Annotated in this window: 14 protein-coding genes; 8 read left to right on the top strand and 6 right to left on the bottom strand. The window is 64.5% G+C overall.

Annotated elements, in window-relative coordinates; genetic code table 11:
• Nucleotides 1-473 precede the first annotated feature (473 nt).
• From gyrB to dnaA, 3 genes are all read right to left on the bottom strand, one after another.
• Nucleotides 474-3,089, bottom strand: a complete 2,616-nt coding sequence (gyrB, locus tag QUV25_RS18230; protein ID WP_300866169.1) for a DNA topoisomerase (ATP-hydrolyzing) subunit B — start codon at nt 3,087-3,089, stop codon at nt 474-476.
• 80 nt (nt 3,090-3,169) lie between these two features.
• Nucleotides 3,170-4,276 carry a DNA polymerase III subunit beta gene (gene dnaN / locus QUV25_RS18225; RefSeq protein WP_300866166.1) on the bottom strand — a complete coding sequence of 369 codons (1,107 nt, stop codon included), beginning with the start codon at nt 4,274-4,276 and terminating at the stop codon, nt 3,170-3,172.
• Nucleotides 4,277-4,413: 137 nt separating this feature from the next.
• Complete coding sequence (gene dnaA / locus QUV25_RS18220) at nt 4,414-5,820, bottom strand: chromosomal replication initiator protein DnaA (RefSeq protein ID WP_300866163.1); 1,407 nt, start codon at nt 5,818-5,820, stop codon at nt 4,414-4,416.
• 223 nt (nt 5,821-6,043) lie between these two features.
• On the opposite strand from dnaA, the gene rpmH reads away from it, so the two are divergent.
• The 7 genes from rpmH (at nt 6,044) to QUV25_RS18185 (ending at nt 11,562) form a co-directional block, all read left to right on the top strand.
• A complete protein-coding gene (gene rpmH / locus QUV25_RS18215; protein WP_066096666.1) occupies nt 6,044-6,178 on the top strand; it encodes a 50S ribosomal protein L34 in 135 nt (44 codons plus the stop codon).
• A 46-nt stretch (nt 6,179-6,224) separates the two neighbouring features.
• Nucleotides 6,225-6,668 (top strand): ribonuclease P protein component, encoded by a 444-nt coding sequence (locus QUV25_RS18210; RefSeq protein WP_300866160.1) that lies wholly within the window; start codon nt 6,225-6,227, stop codon nt 6,666-6,668.
• Entirely contained in the window at nt 6,658-6,945 is a 288-nt protein-coding gene (yidD, locus tag QUV25_RS18205; protein ID WP_300866158.1) for a membrane protein insertion efficiency factor YidD, read from the top strand. Before QUV25_RS18210 ends, yidD begins: the two co-directional genes overlap by 11 nt.
• Nucleotides 6,942-8,660, top strand: coding sequence for a membrane protein insertase YidC (gene yidC / locus QUV25_RS18200; protein WP_300866156.1), 1,719 nt, complete (start codon nt 6,942-6,944; stop codon nt 8,658-8,660). The genes yidD and yidC overlap by 4 nt, the downstream gene beginning before the upstream one ends.
• Before the next feature lie 117 nt (nt 8,661-8,777).
• A complete protein-coding gene (mnmE, locus tag QUV25_RS18195) occupies nt 8,778-10,205 on the top strand; it encodes a tRNA uridine-5-carboxymethylaminomethyl(34) synthesis GTPase MnmE (protein ID WP_300866152.1) in 1,428 nt (475 codons plus the stop codon).
• 106 nt (nt 10,206-10,311) lie between these two features.
• Nucleotides 10,312-10,803: a Crp/Fnr family transcriptional regulator gene (locus QUV25_RS18190; RefSeq protein ID WP_300866150.1), complete on the top strand. Its 492-nt coding sequence runs from the start codon at nt 10,312-10,314 to the stop codon at nt 10,801-10,803.
• 93 nt (nt 10,804-10,896) lie between these two features.
• The gene (locus tag QUV25_RS18185; protein ID WP_300866147.1) at nt 10,897-11,562 is read left to right on the top strand and encodes a hypothetical protein; all 666 of its coding nucleotides are present in this window, start codon (nt 10,897-10,899) and stop codon (nt 11,560-11,562) included.
• A 31-nt stretch (nt 11,563-11,593) separates the two neighbouring features.
• Here the strand turns inward: QUV25_RS18185 and QUV25_RS18180 are convergent, their stop codons facing one another.
• From QUV25_RS18180 to QUV25_RS18170, 3 genes are all read right to left on the bottom strand, one after another.
• Complete coding sequence (locus QUV25_RS18180) at nt 11,594-12,148, bottom strand: adenine phosphoribosyltransferase (protein ID WP_300866144.1); 555 nt, start codon at nt 12,146-12,148, stop codon at nt 11,594-11,596.
• A gap of 101 nt (nt 12,149-12,249) precedes the next feature.
• Nucleotides 12,250-13,212: an MBL fold metallo-hydrolase gene (locus tag QUV25_RS18175; RefSeq protein WP_300866142.1), complete on the bottom strand. Its 963-nt coding sequence runs from the start codon at nt 13,210-13,212 to the stop codon at nt 12,250-12,252.
• A 122-nt stretch (nt 13,213-13,334) separates the two neighbouring features.
• The gene (locus QUV25_RS18170; RefSeq protein WP_300866139.1) at nt 13,335-15,320 is read right to left on the bottom strand and encodes a cation:proton antiporter; all 1,986 of its coding nucleotides are present in this window, start codon (nt 15,318-15,320) and stop codon (nt 13,335-13,337) included.
• Between the two features lie 84 nt (nt 15,321-15,404).
• Between QUV25_RS18170 and QUV25_RS18165 the strand changes: the two genes are divergently transcribed.
• Nucleotides 15,405-16,403, top strand: a complete 999-nt coding sequence (locus QUV25_RS18165) for a KpsF/GutQ family sugar-phosphate isomerase (RefSeq protein ID WP_300866137.1) — start codon at nt 15,405-15,407, stop codon at nt 16,401-16,403.
• Nucleotides 16,404-16,453: the final 50 nt, after the last annotated feature.

The raw sequence follows: 16,453 nt of genomic DNA, 5'->3' as shown, positions 1-16,453 counted from the left end.
GGCATGCAAACCGCGGGCCAGAATTGAGGCTCAGCGGAGTTTTTCAACACAATAGCTGCATAGCAGTAGTTGACGAGGGAAGGGATGGAACTAGCGAGGCCGCGCAGCCCGCCCTGGCACCAACACCCTGAAGCAGTCGTCCTCACTGGCTCTGATCCTCAGCGAATTCGAGATTCTCTTGCCACGGAACCGGCCTGGTGATTCGAACGGCCGCGTCTGAACCGTTCCCTTCGTGCTTCTATCTCGTAGCTGACGCCCGGCCCGGTAGGTCAGTCGCACTAACTAGCGACCGCCAGACCAAAAAATCGGCCGGGGCAGCACCTCCCAGAGATGTAACGCAAACCTACATCGCCAACCTTGGGCTTTCGTGCTTCCCTAGGCGAAGTAGGTCAGTCGCACTAACTAGCGACCGCCAGTCGCAGCACTGTGGCGCGAGTCGCACTTACTCTGGCGCCCTACGCCTACAACGCTCATCAAACGTCGATATTCCCCGCCCGCAGCGCATTGCTCTCGATGAAATCGCGCCGCGGTTCAACCTCGTCGCCCATGAGCATGGTGAACACGCGGTCGGCTTCGATTGCGTCGTCGATCTGCACGCGCAGCAGGCGGCGCACGGTGGGGTCCATGGTGGTTTCCCAGAGCTGGGCCGGGTTCATTTCGCCCAGGCCTTTGTAGCGCTGGCGGCTGGTGGTGCGCTCGGCTTCCGAGATCAGCCATTGCATGGCCACTCGGAAGTCGCTCACCTTTTCTTCCTTCTGTTTGTCGCCTTCGCCGCGCATGACCTTGGCGCCTTCGCCGAGCAGGCCGCGGAAGGTTTCCGCGGCGGTGGCGAGCGCGCCGTAGTCGGCGCCGTGCACGAAGTCCTGCGTGATGACGCTGCTCTTGATGTTGCCGTGGTGGCGGCGGCTGATGCGCAGAATGGGTTTGTCGGTGCGCGCGTCAAACTCGCCCGCCACCTCGGCGGGCACGCCGGTGGTGCTGAGCTCGCGCAGCTTGGCCTGCAGCGCGATGGCGCTGGCTTCGGCCTCTTCCACCGTGTCGAGCTTGATGCTCACGCCGTCGGCCATGGCGCGCAGCGCCTCGGCATCCATGAAGTTGGACAGGCGGGCGATCACGTTTTCTGCCACCTGGTGCTTGCGTGCCAGCGAGTCGAGCGTGTCGCCTTCGAGCACGGTGTTGATCGCCCCGCCGGTGGACACTTTCGCGTCTTTCAGCGCGATGCGAAGGAGGAACCCGTCGAGCGCCGCCCCGTCTTTCAGGTACAGCTCTTCCTTGCCGGCCTTCACCTTGTAGAGCGGTGGCTGCGCGATGTAGATGTGGCCGCGCTCGACCAGCTCGGTCATCTGGCGGTAGAAGAAGGTGAGCAGCAGGGTGCGGATGTGGGCGCCGTCCACGTCGGCGTCGGTCATGATGATGATGCGGTGGTAGCGCAGCTTGGCCACATCGAAATCGTCTTTGCCGTCGCTGTTGCCGCCCTCGCCGCCGGCCTTGCCGATGCCGGTGCCCAGGGCGGTGATCAGTGTCAGGATTTCATTGCTGGTCAGCAGCTTTTCATAGCGCGCTTTTTCGACGTTGAGGATCTTCCCGCGCAGCGGCAGGATGGCTTGAAATTTGCGATCGCGACCCTGCTTGGCTGAGCCACCAGCGGAGTCGCCCTCCACGATGTAGATCTCGCACAGCGCCGGGTCTTTTTCCTGGCAGTCGGCCAGCTTGCCAGGCAGGCCCATGCCGTCGAGCACGCCTTTGCGGCGCGTCATTTCGCGCGCCTTGCGCGCGGCTTCGCGGGCGCGAGCGGCTTCGACGATCTTGCCGCAGATGATCTTGGCGTCGTTCGGCCGCTCCTGCAGGTAGTCGGTGAGCAGGCGGCTCACGATGTCTTCCACCGGGCCGCGCACTTCGCTGGAGACCAGCTTGTCCTTGGTCTGGCTGCTGAACTTGGGCTCGGGCACCTTCACGCTCAGCACGCAGCACAGGCCTTCGCGCATGTCGTCACCGGTGACCTCGACCTTGGCCTTCTTGGCGAACTCGTTCTCTTCGATGTACTTGTTGATCACGCGCGTCATGGCCGCGCGCAGGCCGGTCAGGTGGGTGCCGCCATCGCGCTGCGGGATGTTGTTGGTGAAGCAGAGCACTTGTTCGTTGTAGCCGCTGTTCCACTGCATGGCCACTTCCACGCCGATGTTGGTGCCCTGATCGCTGGCGCGGTCGCCCATGGCGTGGAACACGTTGGGGTGCAGCGTGGTCTTGCCCTTGTTGATGAAGTCCACAAAACCCTTGACGCCACCGGCGCCGGAGAAGTCGTCTTCCTTGCCGCTGCGCTCGTCTTTCAGGCGGATGCGCACGCCGTTGTTCAGGAACGAGAGTTCGCGCAGGCGCTTGGACAGGATTTCGTAATGGAAATCGTTGTTCTCTTTGAAGATGTCGGTGTCGGGCAGGAAGTGCACCTCGGTGCCGCGTTTGTCGGTCGGGCCGATGATTTTCATCGGTGAGATTTCCACGCCGTCTTTCGTTTCGACGATGCGGTTCTGCACGAAGCCGCGCGCAAACTCGATCTGGTGCACCTGGCCCTCGCGCCGCACGATCAGGCGCAGCCAGATGGACAGCGCGTTGACGCAACTCACGCCCACGCCGTGCAGGCCGCCCGAGACCTTGTAGCTGTTCTGGTTGAACTTGCCGCCAGCGTGCAGTTCGGTGAGCGCGATCTCGGCCGCCGAGCGCTTGGGCTCGTGCTTGTCGTCCATCTTCACGCCGGTGGGAATGCCGCGGCCGTTGTCGGTGACGCTGATCGAGTTGTCGGTGTGGATGGTCACCACGATGTCATCGCAGTGGCCGGCCAGCGCTTCGTCGATGGAGTTGTCGACCACCTCGAACACCAGGTGGTGCAGGCCAGTGCCGTCGGACGTGTCGCCGATGTACATGCCCGGGCGCTTGCGCACCGCTTCCAGGCCTTCCAGGATCTGGATCGCGCCCTCGCCATAACCCTCGCTCGCGCCTGCCTGGTGGGCGTCGATGGTGGGCTGGAAATTGGAGCTCTGGCTGCTCGCCTCGCCGGTGTTGACGGATTCGGCGGGCTTGTTTTCGTCGGACATAGGAGGCTTTTCTGGTTCGCTAGAAACGCCAAACCCGCTGGGGAGCGGGTTGGCTTTTGGGAGCAGGTGACGCTGTGGCGTCAGATCCGCATGGGCATGACCACGTACTTGAAGGCGTTGTCGTCGGGGTTGGTCACCAGGGCGGAGCTGTTGCCGTCGGACAGTTCGATGCGCACCATTTCCTGGCTCATGTTTTGCAGCGCGTCGATCAGGTAGGTGACGTTGAAGCCGATCTCGATCGTGTCGCCGCTGTAGTCCACATCGAGCTCGTCCACTGCTTCTTCCTGCTCGGCATTGCTGGAGGCCACGCGCAGTGAGCCTGGCTCGATGTTCAGGCGCACGCCCTTGAACTTCTCGCTCGTCATGATGGCGGTGCGCTGCAGCGAGGCCAGCAGCGGCACGCGGCCGAGTGTCACGATGTTTTTGTGGTTCTTCGGAATCACGCGGTTGTAGTCGGGGAACTTGCCCTCGACCAGCTTGGTGACGAATTCCATGCCGTCGAAGCTGAACTTGGCCTGGTTGGCGGCGAACTGCATCTCGATCGCGCCCTCTTTGTCCGACAGCAGGCGCTGCAGCTCGATCACGGTCTTGCGCGGCAGGATCACCTCCTGCTTGGGCACTTCCACTTCCAGCGCCGACGAGGCAAATGCCAGCCGGTGGCCGTCGGTGGCCACCAGGCTGAGCTGCTTGCCTTCGGCCACGAACAGGATGCCGTTGAGGTAGTAGCGGATGTCGTGCACTGCCATGGAAAACGACACCTGGCTCAGCAGGCTCTTGAGCGTTTTCTGCGGCACGCTGAATGCGGGGCCGAAGCTGGCCGATTCCTGCACCAGCGGAAAGTCTTCAGCCGGCATGCTTTGCAGCGTGAAGCGGCTTTTGCCACCCTTGAGAATGAGCTTGCCGCCGGTGGATTCCAGGCTGACGGTCTGGTCGGCCGGCATGGTGCGCAGGATGTCGATCAGCTTGCGCGCGCCCAGGGTGGTGGCGAAGTTGGCGCTGTCGCCGTCGAGCTCGGCCGTGGTCCGGATCTGGATTTCCAGGTCGCTGGTGGTGAGCTGCACCTGGGAGCCGGTCTTGCGCAGCAGCACATTGGCCAGGATCGGCAGCGTGTGGCGGCGCTCGACAATGCCGGCTACCGATTGCAGCGAGGCCAGTACCTTGTCCTGGGTAGATTTGAAAACGATCATGTCGGGCTCTTTCGTCTCTGGTGAGCTGGGTGCGCGCCAGAGGCGCGTCTGTTGTTATGGATGGCCGGCCAAGGCCAAACTCCTCTATTTTCCTCTTTTTACAGAGGGTCGATCAAAGCACCGGTGCGGGTAGGTGTTCATCCTTTGAGCGTCTGCTCCAGCACGTGCAGCTGCTGGTTCAACTCGTTGTTCTGCAGCCGCTCGGCGCCGATCTTGCGCACCGCGTGCAGCACCGTGGTGTGGTCGCGCCCGCCAAACAGCTCGCCGATCTCGGGCAGGCTTTTCTGGGTCAGCTCCTTAGCGAGAAACATGGCGATCTGGCGCGGGCGGGCGATGCTGGCCGGGCGCTTTTTGGAATACATGTCGGCGACCTTGATCTTGTAATAGTCCGCCACCGTCTTCTGGATGTTCTCCACGCCGATCTGCCGGTTCTGGATCGACAGCAGGTCTTTCAGGGCATCGCGGGCCAGCTGGATCGAAATCTCCTTCTGATTGAAGCGCGAATAGGCCAGGATCTTGCGCAGCGCGCCTTCGAGCTCGCGCACATTGGAGCGCACGTTTTTCGCCACGAAGAAGGCCACTTCTTCCGGCATCACGGCGTTTTCCACCGCCGCCTTGTTGATCAGAATCGCCACCCGCATCTCCAGCTCCGGGGGCTCGATGGCCACCGTCAGGCCGGAATCGAAGCGCGACACCAGGCGCTCGTGGATGTCGGCCAGGCCCTTGGGGTAGGTGTCGCTGGTCAGCACGATGTGGCTCTTGCGGGCCAGCAGCGCTTCGAAGGCGTTGAAAAACTCCTCTTGCGTGCGCTCCTTGTTGGCGAAGAACTGCACATCGTCGATCAGCAGCAGGTCGAGCGAGTGGTAACGCTCTTTGAACTCGTCAAAGGTCTTGCGCTGATACGCCTTGACCACATCCGACACAAACTGCTCGGCGTGGATGTAGAGAACCTTGGCCTGTGGGCGGTCGGCCAGCAGGTGGTTGCCGATGGCGTGCACCAGGTGAGTTTTGCCCAGGCCGACGCCGCCGTAGATGAACAGCGGGTTGTAGAGCTGGCCCAGGCTGCCCGCGACGTGAATCGCGGCGGCGCGTGCCATGCGGTTGGCCGAGCCCTCGACCAGCGTGGTGAAGGTCAGCGCCGGGTTCAGGCGCGTACGCGGGCCCGTGTGTGCCAGAGGCTCCACCGGAGCCAGATCGGGCAGCTCCGACAGCACCTGGTCTTGTACCGACCGCGAAGCAGGTGAAGTCTTGCTGGGGCCTTCACGCGGAGCAAGCACCAACTCCACAGTGACCGCGCTGCCCTGGTTGGCTTCCAGCAGAGCCGCGATTCGGCCGGCGTACTGGGTGCGGATCCAGTCGAGCTTGAAGCGGTTGGCCACGGCCAGCACCACCTTGGAGTGGTCGGGAGCGACCACCGCCGACAGCGGTCGAATCCAGGTGTTGAATTGCTGTTCCGGGATTTCCTGCGCCAGCTGGTCGACGCAGGTCGACCACAGCGAGCTGGGGTCAGCAGACGGCGAAATGGGGAGGGAGCCCTCGATCATGCGGGAGGCGGCGGCAAGGCTGTTGTTGTGGATAAAGGGCTTAGAGCGAGCCGGCGATTGTAGGCCCCTCGGTCACTTATCCACAACCCGGGTTGACCCCCTTGCGGACCCTTTGAGCGAGCGGCGGCCTGAAGTGACCTCGCAGGTCATCTGGCCAAGTGCTTGCCGCATCAGGCGTTTGTTTGCGATAATGGCGGGTTTCCCCGATTCCCCTTCAAGCACCATGAAACGCACTTACCAGCCCTCCAAGATCAAACGCGCCCGCACCCACGGCTTCCTCGTCCGCATGAAGACCCGTGGTGGCCGCGCCGTGATCAACGCCCGCCGCGCCAAAGGCCGCAAGCGCCTGGCCGTCTGAACCGACTGCAGCGCGTGACTGAGCGCCGACGGTCTTTGCCGGCGTCATGATGAATGCCGCAGGCGAGGCAGTTGTGGTTCAGCGCCTGAAGTCCCGACAGCAGTTCCAGGCCGTGATGTCGGGCGCCCCTGTGGCCAAAACACCCCATTTCGCCTTGCACCGTGCCGCGCTCGACACAGCCTCGGGGAATGTATCGCTGTTTCCGGTGGCCGATGCCTGGGTGGGTGTGTTGTTGCCCAAGCGCTGGGCGCGCAGAGCCGTGACGCGCAACGCCATCCGGCGCCAGATCTACGAGCTGGCCCGGGCACAGGCCGATCGCCTGCCGCGGGCGGCCTGGGTGGTGCGGCTGCGCAGCGAGTTCAGTCGCAAGCAGTTTGTGAGCGCATCTTCCGATCTCCTCAAGCGCGCGGTTCGCGCCGAACTCGAACTGTTGCTGGGTCGGGTGCTGACCCCGGTGGCAACCCGTCCGGAGTCGTTTCATGTTGTCTGACTGGCCCCGCCGTGGCCTGATCGGGCTGGTGAAGGCGTACCGCCTGCTGCTCAGCCCCTGGCTGGGCAACAGCTGCCGGTTTGAGCCCACTTGTTCGGTCTACGCGATTGGCGCGCTGGAGCGCCACGGTGCACTCTCGGGCAGTTACCTCACGATCAAACGGCTGGGCCGCTGCGGACCCTGGTGCGAAGGGGGTCACGATCCTGTGCCCGCCGAGTCCCCCGCGTTTTTTTCCCGCCTGATTTCTCCTTCCTCAGAAAAGAAGCACCCGTCATGAATGACATCCGTCGATCCATCCTGTGGGTGGTTTTTGGTTTCTCCATGGTGTTGATCTGGGACAAATGGCAGATCCACAACGGCAACGCGCCGACCTTTTTCCCCTCCTCGGCAGTGACTGCACCGCCGGCGAGCACTGCGGCCACGCCCGCGGCCAGCGCCAGCCTGCCCGCGGCTTTACCGGGTGGCGCGGCTGGTGCGCCAGGCGCTGCGCCCGATGGCGCACCGACGGCGGCGCAGGTGCGCCTCACCGTCACCACCGACGTGATGCGCCTGACCTTCAACAGCGAAGGAGGCTCGCTGATCGGTGCGCAGCTGCTGAAGCACGCCCAGGCCACCGGGTCGAGCAAGGACCAGGCGGTGGAGCCCTTCACCCTGCTGGAGCAGGCGGGTGATCGCATCTACATTGCCCAGACCGGGTTGATTGGCGGCAGTTTCCCGACCCACAAGACGCCCATGACCCTGGTGTCGACAGACACCGTGCTGGCCGATGGTCAGGACACCCTGGTGGTGCGCTTTGAATCGGCCGAGGTCGGTGGTGTGAGGCTGGTCAAGAGCTACACGCTGCGGCGCGGCGGCTATCTGATCGACGTGGCGCACGAGGTGACCAACAACAGCGGCCAGCCGGTCAGCCCCCAGCTCTATGTGCAGCTCGTGCGCGACGGCACCAAGCTCAGCAGCGACACGCCCTTTTACTCCACCTTCACCGGCCCGGCCGTCTACAGCGAGCAGCAGAAGTACCAGAAGGTCGAGTTTGCCGACATCGAAAAAGGCAAGGCCGAGTTCGTGAAGTCGGCCAGCGATGGCTACGTGTCCATGGTGCAGCATTATTTCGCCAGCGCCTGGCTGCTGGCCGACGGAGTGGCACGGGAAAACTTTGCGCGCAAGGTCGACAACAACCTGTTCGCCGTTGGCGCCATCACCGCCCTGCCCGCCATCGAGGCCGGCCAGACCCAGCGGATGGACTCGCGCCTGTTTGTCGGCCCACAGGACGAGAAGCTGCTCGAGTCCATCGCTCCCGGGCTGGAGCTGGTCAAGGATTACGGCTGGCTCACCATCCTGGCCAAGCCGCTGTACTGGCTGCTGGAGAAGATCCATGGCTTCGTGAACAACTGGGGATGGGCCATCGTGTTGCTGGTGGTGCTGATCAAAGCGGCCTTTTATTGGCTCAATGCCACCGCCTACCGCAGCATGGCCAAGATGAAGGCGATCAACCCGCGCATCATGGAAATGCGGGAGCGCCTCAAGAGCAACCCGCAGCAGATGCAGCAGGAGATGATGAAGATCTACCGGGAAGAGAAGGTCAACCCGCTGGGTGGCTGTCTGCCCATCATGATTCAGATCCCGGTGTTCATTGCGCTGTACTGGGTTCTGCTGTCCAGTGTAGAGATGCGCAACGCGCCCTGGGTGGCCTGGATCCACGACCTGTCCTCGCCCGACCCGTTCTACATCCTGCCGCTGGTGATGGCCGTGACCACGCTGATCCAGACCGCGCTCAACCCGCTGCCACCCGATCCGCTGCAGGCCAAGCTGATGTGGATGATGCCGCTGGTGTTCTCCGTCATGTTCTTCTTCTTCCCGGCCGGCCTGGTGCTGTACTGGATCACGAACAACATCCTGACCATCATCCAGCAGGCTTACATCAACAACAAGATGGGTGTGCCGCTGAAGTTCAGCATGCCGGATTTCTTCAACAAGAAGCCAGCGGCGAAGTAGATCCCCCGCGCCGCCTGCGGCGTCACCCCCAGGGGGCGGCGCTGGCGGCCCGGCTAAGCCGGTTCCGCGGCGCCCTGGGTTGTGGGCACTCGCTCCGGCTGGTTTTTCGGAGCTTTCTTGTCCTCGCTTTCACAGCATCACGACCCGATTCTGGCTGTCGCTACCGCCCCCGGGCGCGGCGCGGTGGGCATTGTGCGGGTTTCGGGCAAAGGGCTTTCGCCGCTGGTGTCGGCGCTGCTCGGACGCGACTTGCGGCCTCGCGAAGCCACTTACCTGCCCTTGCGAGATGCCGATGGCGAGGCCATTGACCATGGCCTGGCACTGTGGTTTCCCGGCCCCCATTCCTATACCGGTGAAGACGTGCTGGAGCTGCAAGGCCATGGCGGGCCGGTGGTGCTGCAGTTGCTGCTCGCGCGCTGCCTGTCGCTGGCGCAGACGCCGGGTGCCGATGGCCAGGCGCTGCTGCCCGGTTTGCGTCTGGCGCGTGCGGGCGAGTTCACCGAGCGTGCCTTCCTCAACGACAAGCTCGACCTGGCCCAAGCCGAGGCGGTGGCCGACCTGATCGATGCCAGCACCGAAGCGGCCGCGCGCAGTGCCAGCCGTTCGCTGGCTGGCGTGTTCTCCGAGCGGGTGCGCGACCTGCGCGAGGCGTTGATTCGCTTGCGCATGCTGGTTGAAGCCACGCTGGACTTTCCTGAAGAAGAGATCGATTTTTTGCAGAAAGCCGATGCCAGCGGGCAGCTGCAGCGGCTACAGGCCACGCTCACGGAAGTGCGCGCACAGGCGCGCCAGGGCGCTTTGCTGCGAGATGGCCTGAAGGTGGTGATCGCTGGTCAGCCCAACGCAGGCAAAAGCTCGCTGCTCAATGCCCTGGCCGGCGCCGAACTGGCCATCGTGACGCCGATCGCAGGCACCACGCGCGACGTGGTGCAGCAGACCATCCAGATCGAAGGCGTGCCGCTGCACGTGATCGATACCGCCGGCCTGCGCGACGGCGCCGATGTGGACGAGGTCGAGCGCATCGGCATCGAGCGGGCCTGGGGTCAGATTGGCCAGGCCGACGCGGTGCTGTTCCTGCATGACCTGACCCGCTGCGACGAACCGGTCTACCAGGCAGACGACGCTGCCATTGCCGCGAGCTTGCCCCCCGGTGTGACCGTGCTGCAGGTGTGGAACAAGTTGGACCAGTGTGCGGCGCCAGCGCGTGCGGTGCTGGCGCCGCGACTTCAGGCTGGTGAGCTGGCCGTTTCCGCCAAGCTGGGCGAAGGCCTGCAAAGCCTGCGCGAACGCCTGCTCGCCGTGGCGGGTTGGCAACAGGCGGGCGATGGCCTGTTCATGGCGCGTGAGCGCCACCTGCAGGCGCTGAGGCGCGTCGACAACCACCTGGCGAGCGCCGCCGAGCTGCTGGCAGACAGGGCCGAGCATCTGGATCTGTTGGCCGAGGAACTGCGCCTGGCTCAGCAGGCGTTGGGTGAAATCACCGGCGAATTCAGCGCCGACGACCTGCTGGGCGAGATCTTTTCGCGTTTTTGCATCGGCAAGTGAGCTGCTGGCCACCGTTGGTGAGCGGTCACGCACCGCCGGGAGCGCAACTGTAAGCAGCCGTAAAAGCAGCTTGCGCGAGCGCGTCAGCCGGGTTCAACTTGCTCGGATGAACGCTCCATCGCTCACCCCTGTGCGCTTTGACATCCTGAACCTTGCGCAAGCCATGCGCATGAGCAGCGCGCTTGATGCCGTGCCCATGAACCTCAGCGACACCCAGTGGCGCTCACTGGCCGACTTCCTCCAGCCGGTCAGCCTGCAGCAGGGTCAGGTGCTGATCGAGCAAGGGGTGAAGGACCGCACCGTCTACTTCGTGGAAAGCGGCAGCCTCACGGTGCACTTTGAAGACGACCGTGAACGCATCCGTATCGCCATGGTCGGCGCCGGCTCTCTGCTCGGCGAAGGCGCTTTTTTCAGCCATCTGCCGCGCAGCGCCACCGTCAACGCCGGCAGCGACTGCCGCCTGTGGTGCCTCACGCCGTTGCGCTTTCGCGAGCTCTCCGGCCGCCACGCCGACATCGCGCTGGAGCTCACGATATCGATGTCCGCGGTGCTGGCGCGTCGCATGTACAACAAACCCAAGCGCGTCGCCGTCACCTGAAGCCTCGGGCGACATCGGCGTATCGCCGATCAGCCGTGGTTTTCTTCGCCTTTTCCCCGCCATCTCGGTGTTTTGCACACGCACACTGCTCCCATGTCATTGATGAACTGGCTCCAGGCGAAGAAGTCCCAGCCGATGCGCAACGGCAAGCCCCGCCTGCGCAAGTCGTTTGGACAGACCACGCTGCCCCTGATCTCGCCTCGCCGTGGCCGCCGCATCCTGCGCCGCGAACAGCTGTTTTCGGTGGTGCGCGAGTCCATGATCCGCGGCGGCGTGCTGTCGACCAGCTACGAATTCAAGGTGCTGACGCTGGATGCCAACGGCGACAGCTTTCTGGTCCTGATCGACCTGGCGTTGCCGACCGACGTGATGCCCGACGAGTACCTGCTGGAAATTGAGCGTTGGGTGCAGAACAGCGCACAGTCCCGCCATGGCATGACCATTCCGTCGGTTTACTGGCGCCGCAAGGCGGTGCACGACCAGCGCGGGCTGGCGTTGCGTGCCGCGGTCGCTGCCCAGACCCAGCGCGTCGCTCCTGCAGAAAGCCTCACCGCTATTCCTGCGCCGCCCATGTCGTCATTGACTGGCCGCGTGCAAGCGGTGGATGAGAACGAGGTGGCGGCGTTCCGTGAAGCGCTGGCCGCTGGCGCCACGCCCCTGCGGGGCGGCCCGCCGAGTACCGAAGACCTGATGGGCCCCACACCCGAATCGCACAGCGATTTCTCTGCCCTCAGCGAAACGCAATACGGCAAGCTGTAGGAACCGAGCTCCTGACTGCGCCTTGATCGCTTCAGTGGCCCGCGAAGTCCACCAGGGTGTGCAGCTTCAGGCCTGAGGCGCGCAGTTTGGACGATCCGCCGAGTTCGGGCAGGTCGACAATCGCTGCGCCTTCGATCACCTCGGCACCCAGTTTCTCCAGCAATTTGCGACCGGCCATCATGGTGCCGCCGGTGGCGATCAGGTCGTCGATCAACACCACCCTGTCGCCTGACTTGACTGCGTCGGTGTGCAATTCCACCGTGGCGCTGCCGTACTCCAGCTCATAGGTTTCAGCCACCGTGGTGAACGGCAGCTTGCCCTTCTTTCGGATCGGCACGAATCCGACCGCCAGCTCGTAGGCCAGTACCGATCCGATGATGAAGCCTCGTGCATCCAGGCCGGCGACCACGGTGGGCCGCAGCGCCGGGTCCATGTAGCGGTGCACAAAGGCATCGATCAGCACCCGGAACACCTGGGGGTTTTGCAGCAGCGGCGTGATGTCGCGGAACTGCACACCGGGCGCAGGCCAGTCCGGTACGGTGCGGATGTGTTGCTTGAGGTAGGCGGAGGTGTCCATGGCGTGCATTATGAAGACACGCCCTCGCCCCCTTCAGCGCCACCTCCCCCAGGGGGCGATGCGAGTGGTCCGGCGGAGCCGGTTCCACCGCATCCTGGGCCGGGCTGGGCTCAGGCGACCGGGACGAACTGGTAGCCCTTGCCGGCGGCTTCCAGTTTGCCGAACGCCGGGAAGGGGAAGTGGAAACCGCCGGCGACCATGTTGTCTTTGACCACCTGGTCGAAGATGCGGCGGCGCGTCTGGCGCGCCATTTCCGCGTCCATGTCGAACTGCACCGCCCACTCAGGGCTGCGGGCGAACAGCGAGGGAATGTTGGTCACGTCGGCCACGTACATGAAGCTCTGGCCTTCGGAGGTGACCGTGAACACCGCCATGCCCGGCGTGTGGCCAAACGCTGCCGAGGACATGATGCCGGGCGCCAGTTCGGCACCAGGCTGGAACTGCACCAGCTTGTCCGCCGGCAGACTGCTCAGCACGCGGCGCACGTTCTGGAACGCACCTTTCATCGCCGGTGGCGCGGCTTCCATGCGGGCGTCGTCCATCCAGAACGCGTGTTCCGGTGCCGGCACATGGATCTTGGCGTTGGGATAGACGAGCGAGCCGTCTTTGGCTCGCACGCCGTTGATGTGGTCGCCATGGTAATGGCTGAGGATGACGTGATTGATGTCCTCCGGCTTGTAACCGGCGGCGGCCAGGTTGGCGCGCAACTTCCCGGTCGTGGGCGGGCCGTTGTCGGCAAAGCCGGTATCGATCAGGAACTTGGTGTTTCCGCTGATCACCAGGAAGGCGGTGAAGGGGATATCCACGTACTCGGTGGGCAGGTTTTGCGAGGCCAGCAGCGACTTCACCTGTTCCAGCGGCGCGTTGCGCACGAACTCTTCACCCAGCGGGCGGCGCAGGGCTCCGTCGTGCAGCGCAATGATCTCCATGGCGCCCAGCTTCATGCGCTTGAATCCGGTGGCCGGCATCGAAGGGGCGCCCAGGTTGGGCGTGCTCTGCGACCACACCGAGCTGAAGGTGAGGGCGGCTGCACCGGCCATGCCGGTGGCGAGAAAGTGGCGACGATGCTGCATAAGTACCTTCCGGAAGTGGTTGAGGAGGTGGATTACATACCGCTCGGTCACAACTCATACCTGGCGATCTTAAAAACCACAATTCCGCGATGGGCAAAAGCGTGTGTTTCCCCGATGCCAATTCAGCCGCCCAGCAACTTGGCTTCTGCCAGCGACAGCGCGGGCGCCTTCCCGCTGAGCACCAGGGTGTCGCCACCGGCGCACACTGTGTCGTCATCAAACGCAGTTGGCTTGCCGTTGGCCCGGCGCAGGCTGACCAGGCGCACACCCACCGCCTCCAGCGCCAGACTCTCCAGCGTCTTGCCCACGGTGCGGCTGGCAGGCGGCAGCGTGACGGTGGCCATGCGCTCGTTGTCGAGTTCATCCACGCTGTCGTCGTCGGCGCCGTGGAAGTAGCCCTTGAGCAGGCTGTAGCGCGCGTCGCGCTGTTCCTGTACCACCCGGATCACGCGCCGCATGGGCACGCCCACCAGCGCCAGCGCGTGGCTGGCGAGCATCAGACTGGCTTCGATGGCCTCAGGCACGACCTCGGTGGCGCCGGCTGCGCGCAGCTTGTCCAGGTCCACATCGTCCACAGTGCGCACCACCACCGGCACGTTCACCGCCTGTTCCTGGGTGTGATGCAGCACCTTCAGCGCACTGGCGGTGTCCAGGTAGGTGATCACGACCGCGCTGGCGCGGTGCAGGCCGGCGGCCATCAGCGCCTGGAGCCGAGCCGCATCGCCAAACACCACCGAATGCCCGGCGGCCGCGGCTTGTCGCACCCGGTCCGGATCGAGGTCGAGCGCCATGTAGGGAATGCCTTCGGTTTCCAGCAGCCGCGCCAAGTTTTGGCCACACCGGCCATAGCCGCAGATGATGACGTGGTGGTCGGCATTCATGGCTTTGCGCGCGATGCTCGTCATCTGCACCGATTGCATCAGCCAGTCGCTGCCCACCAGCCGGCTGACGATGGCGTTGGCGTAAAGGATCACAAACGGCGTGGCCAGCATCGACATCACCATGGAAGCCAGGATGGGGTTGAACAGCGCCGGTGGCACCAGGTTGTTCTGCCCGGCCAGCGTCAGCAGCACCAGACCGAACTCGCCCGCCTGCGCCAAGTAAAGACCCACGCGCAACGACACGCCCATGGGCGCGCCGAAGGCGCGTGTGAGGCTGGTGATGAGGGCCAGCTTGAACGCCAGCGAGAGCGATAGCAGCAGCAGCACCAGCGGCCAGCGCTCGATCACCAGCCGCCAGTCCAGCATCATGCCGATGGTGATGAAGAACAGGCCCAGCAGCACGTCGTGGAACGGGCGAATGTCGGTCTCCACCTGGTGCTTGTATTCGGTCTCCGAGATCAGCATGCCGGCCACGAACGCGCCCAGCGCCAGCGACAGGCCGGCGTGCTCGGTGAGCCAGGCCAGGCCCAGCGTGATCAGCAGCAGGTTGAGCATGAACAGCTCGTCGCTCTTGCGCCGCGCCACCAGGGTGAGCCACCAGCGCATCACCTTCTGGCCACCGGTGAGCAGCACGCCCAGCAGCACCACCGCCTTGAGCAAGGCCAGACCCAGCGCGGGCAACAAGTCTTCGGGCGCTGCGCCCAGTGCCGGGATGAGCACCAGCAGCGGCACCACGGCCAGATCCTGAAACAGCAGAATGCCCACCACCCGCTTGCCGTGTTCGCTCTCCAGCTCCAGCCGCTCGGCCAGCAGCTTGATCACGATGGCGGTGCTGCTCATGGCCATCACGCCGCCCAGCGCCAGCGCGATCTGCCAGGACACGTTCCACCAGGTGGGCAGCACCAGCGCCATCAGGAGCGAGGCCGCGGTGGTGATCAGCACGGTGAGCACCACCTGAGACAGGCCCAGGCCGAACACATGGCGTTTCATGGTGCGCAGCTTGGGCAGGCTGAACTCCAGCCCGATCACGAACATCAGGAACACCACGCCGAATTCGGCCAGGTAGCGCACGCCGCTGGAGTTCTGCGCCAGTGCCAGCGCATTGGGCCCGATCACCACGCCAACCACCAGATAGCCCAGCATGGGCGGCAGTTTGAATTGCCGGCACACCACCACACCCACCACGGCGGCGAGCAGGTACAGCAAGGTGATGTCGAGCGAGCTCATGTCTGGATGGTAGCTGCATGTTTTGTGCCCACACGCCCGAGCCAGACTGCGGCAGCGTTGAGGTGCGCCGGTGATAATCCGGACATGCCCCCGACGCCCGCCTTTGACCCCTCTCGCGCCCTGAGCCTGGCGGTTGACACGCTGCGCATCGAGGCCCAGGCGGTGAACGACATGGCGAGCCGACTCGACGAACGCTTTGCCCAGGCGGTGAGCCTGGTGCTCGACAGCGCGGGTCGGGTGGTGGTGATGGGCATGGGCAAGAGTGGCCACGTCGGGCGCAAGATTGCGGCCACCCTGGCCTCTACCGGCAGCCCAGCCATGTTTGTGCACCCAGCCGAGGCCAGCCATGGCGACCTCGGCATGATCACGCCAGCCGACGTGGTGCTCGGCATCAGCAACAGCGGCGAGAGCGAGGAACTCACCACCCTGTTGCCGCTGATCAAGCGCATGGGTGTGCCGCTGATTGCGCTCACCGGTCGCGCCGATTCCACCCTGGGCCGCCATGCCGATGTGGTGCTTGACGCGTCGGTCGCCAAAGAGGCCTGCCCGCACAATCTCGCCCCCACTGCCAGCACCACGGCGCAACTCGCCATGGGCGACGCACTGGCTGTCGCCCTGCTGGACGCGCGCGGCTTTCGCGCTGACGACTTCGCGCGTTCGCATCCCGGTGGCGCACTCGGGCGCAAGCTGCTCACCCACGTAGGCGATGTCATGCGCAGCGGTGACGCGGTGCCTCGTGTGCCGCAGGGCGCCGACCTGATGAGCCTCATGCGTGAGATCAGCGCCAAAGGGCTGGGCATGAGCGCGGTGGTGGACGACGTGGGTCAGGTGCTGGGCATCTTCACCGACGGTGATCTGCGCCGCCTGATCGAAAAAACCGGCAGCAGTGCCGACCTGCGCACCCTGAGTGCGCGCGATGTGATGCACGCCAACCCGCGCACCGTGCGCGCCGAGGCGCTGGCGGTCGAAGCGGCCGACCTGATGGAAGCCAACCGCATCACCAGTGTGCTGGTGGTCGATGAGGCGGGGCAGCTCGTGGGGGCGCTCAACAGCAACGACTTGATGCGGGCCAAGGTCATCTAACCCCCCTGCGCCGCTGCGTGGCTTGCCCCCAGGGGGACGGCGCTGGCGGC

The organism is Hydrogenophaga sp. (assembly GCF_030373245.1).
GTDB lineage: Bacteria > Pseudomonadota > Gammaproteobacteria > Burkholderiales > Burkholderiaceae_C > Hydrogenophaga.
Note: the sequence above shows the minus strand (reverse complement) of the source record. Positions and strands in the feature narration are given on the sequence as shown.

Coding starts and splice junctions, on each gene's coding strand:
- QUV25_RS18165 (WP_300866137.1), top strand. CDS start 15,405: ATGCCCCCGACGCCCGCCTTTGACCCCTCTCGCGCCCTGAGCCTGGCG.
- QUV25_RS18190 (WP_300866150.1), top strand. CDS start 10,312: ATGAACGCTCCATCGCTCACCCCTGTGCGCTTTGACATCCTGAACCTT.
- dnaA (WP_300866163.1), bottom strand. CDS start 5,820: ATGATCGAGGGCTCCCTCCCCATTTCGCCGTCTGCTGACCCCAGCTCG.
- QUV25_RS18175 (WP_300866142.1), bottom strand. CDS start 13,212: ATGCAGCATCGTCGCCACTTTCTCGCCACCGGCATGGCCGGTGCAGCC.
- dnaN (WP_300866166.1), bottom strand. CDS start 4,276: ATGATCGTTTTCAAATCTACCCAGGACAAGGTACTGGCCTCGCTGCAA.
- QUV25_RS18180 (WP_300866144.1), bottom strand. CDS start 12,148: ATGCACGCCATGGACACCTCCGCCTACCTCAAGCAACACATCCGCACC.
- rpmH (WP_066096666.1), top strand. CDS start 6,044: ATGAAACGCACTTACCAGCCCTCCAAGATCAAACGCGCCCGCACCCAC.
- QUV25_RS18210 (WP_300866160.1), top strand. CDS start 6,225: ATGATGAATGCCGCAGGCGAGGCAGTTGTGGTTCAGCGCCTGAAGTCC.
- yidD (WP_300866158.1), top strand. CDS start 6,658: ATGTTGTCTGACTGGCCCCGCCGTGGCCTGATCGGGCTGGTGAAGGCG.
- yidC (WP_300866156.1), top strand. CDS start 6,942: ATGAATGACATCCGTCGATCCATCCTGTGGGTGGTTTTTGGTTTCTCC.
- QUV25_RS18170 (WP_300866139.1), bottom strand. CDS start 15,320: ATGAGCTCGCTCGACATCACCTTGCTGTACCTGCTCGCCGCCGTGGTG.
- gyrB (WP_300866169.1), bottom strand. CDS start 3,089: ATGTCCGACGAAAACAAGCCCGCCGAATCCGTCAACACCGGCGAGGCG.
- QUV25_RS18185 (WP_300866147.1), top strand. CDS start 10,897: ATGTCATTGATGAACTGGCTCCAGGCGAAGAAGTCCCAGCCGATGCGC.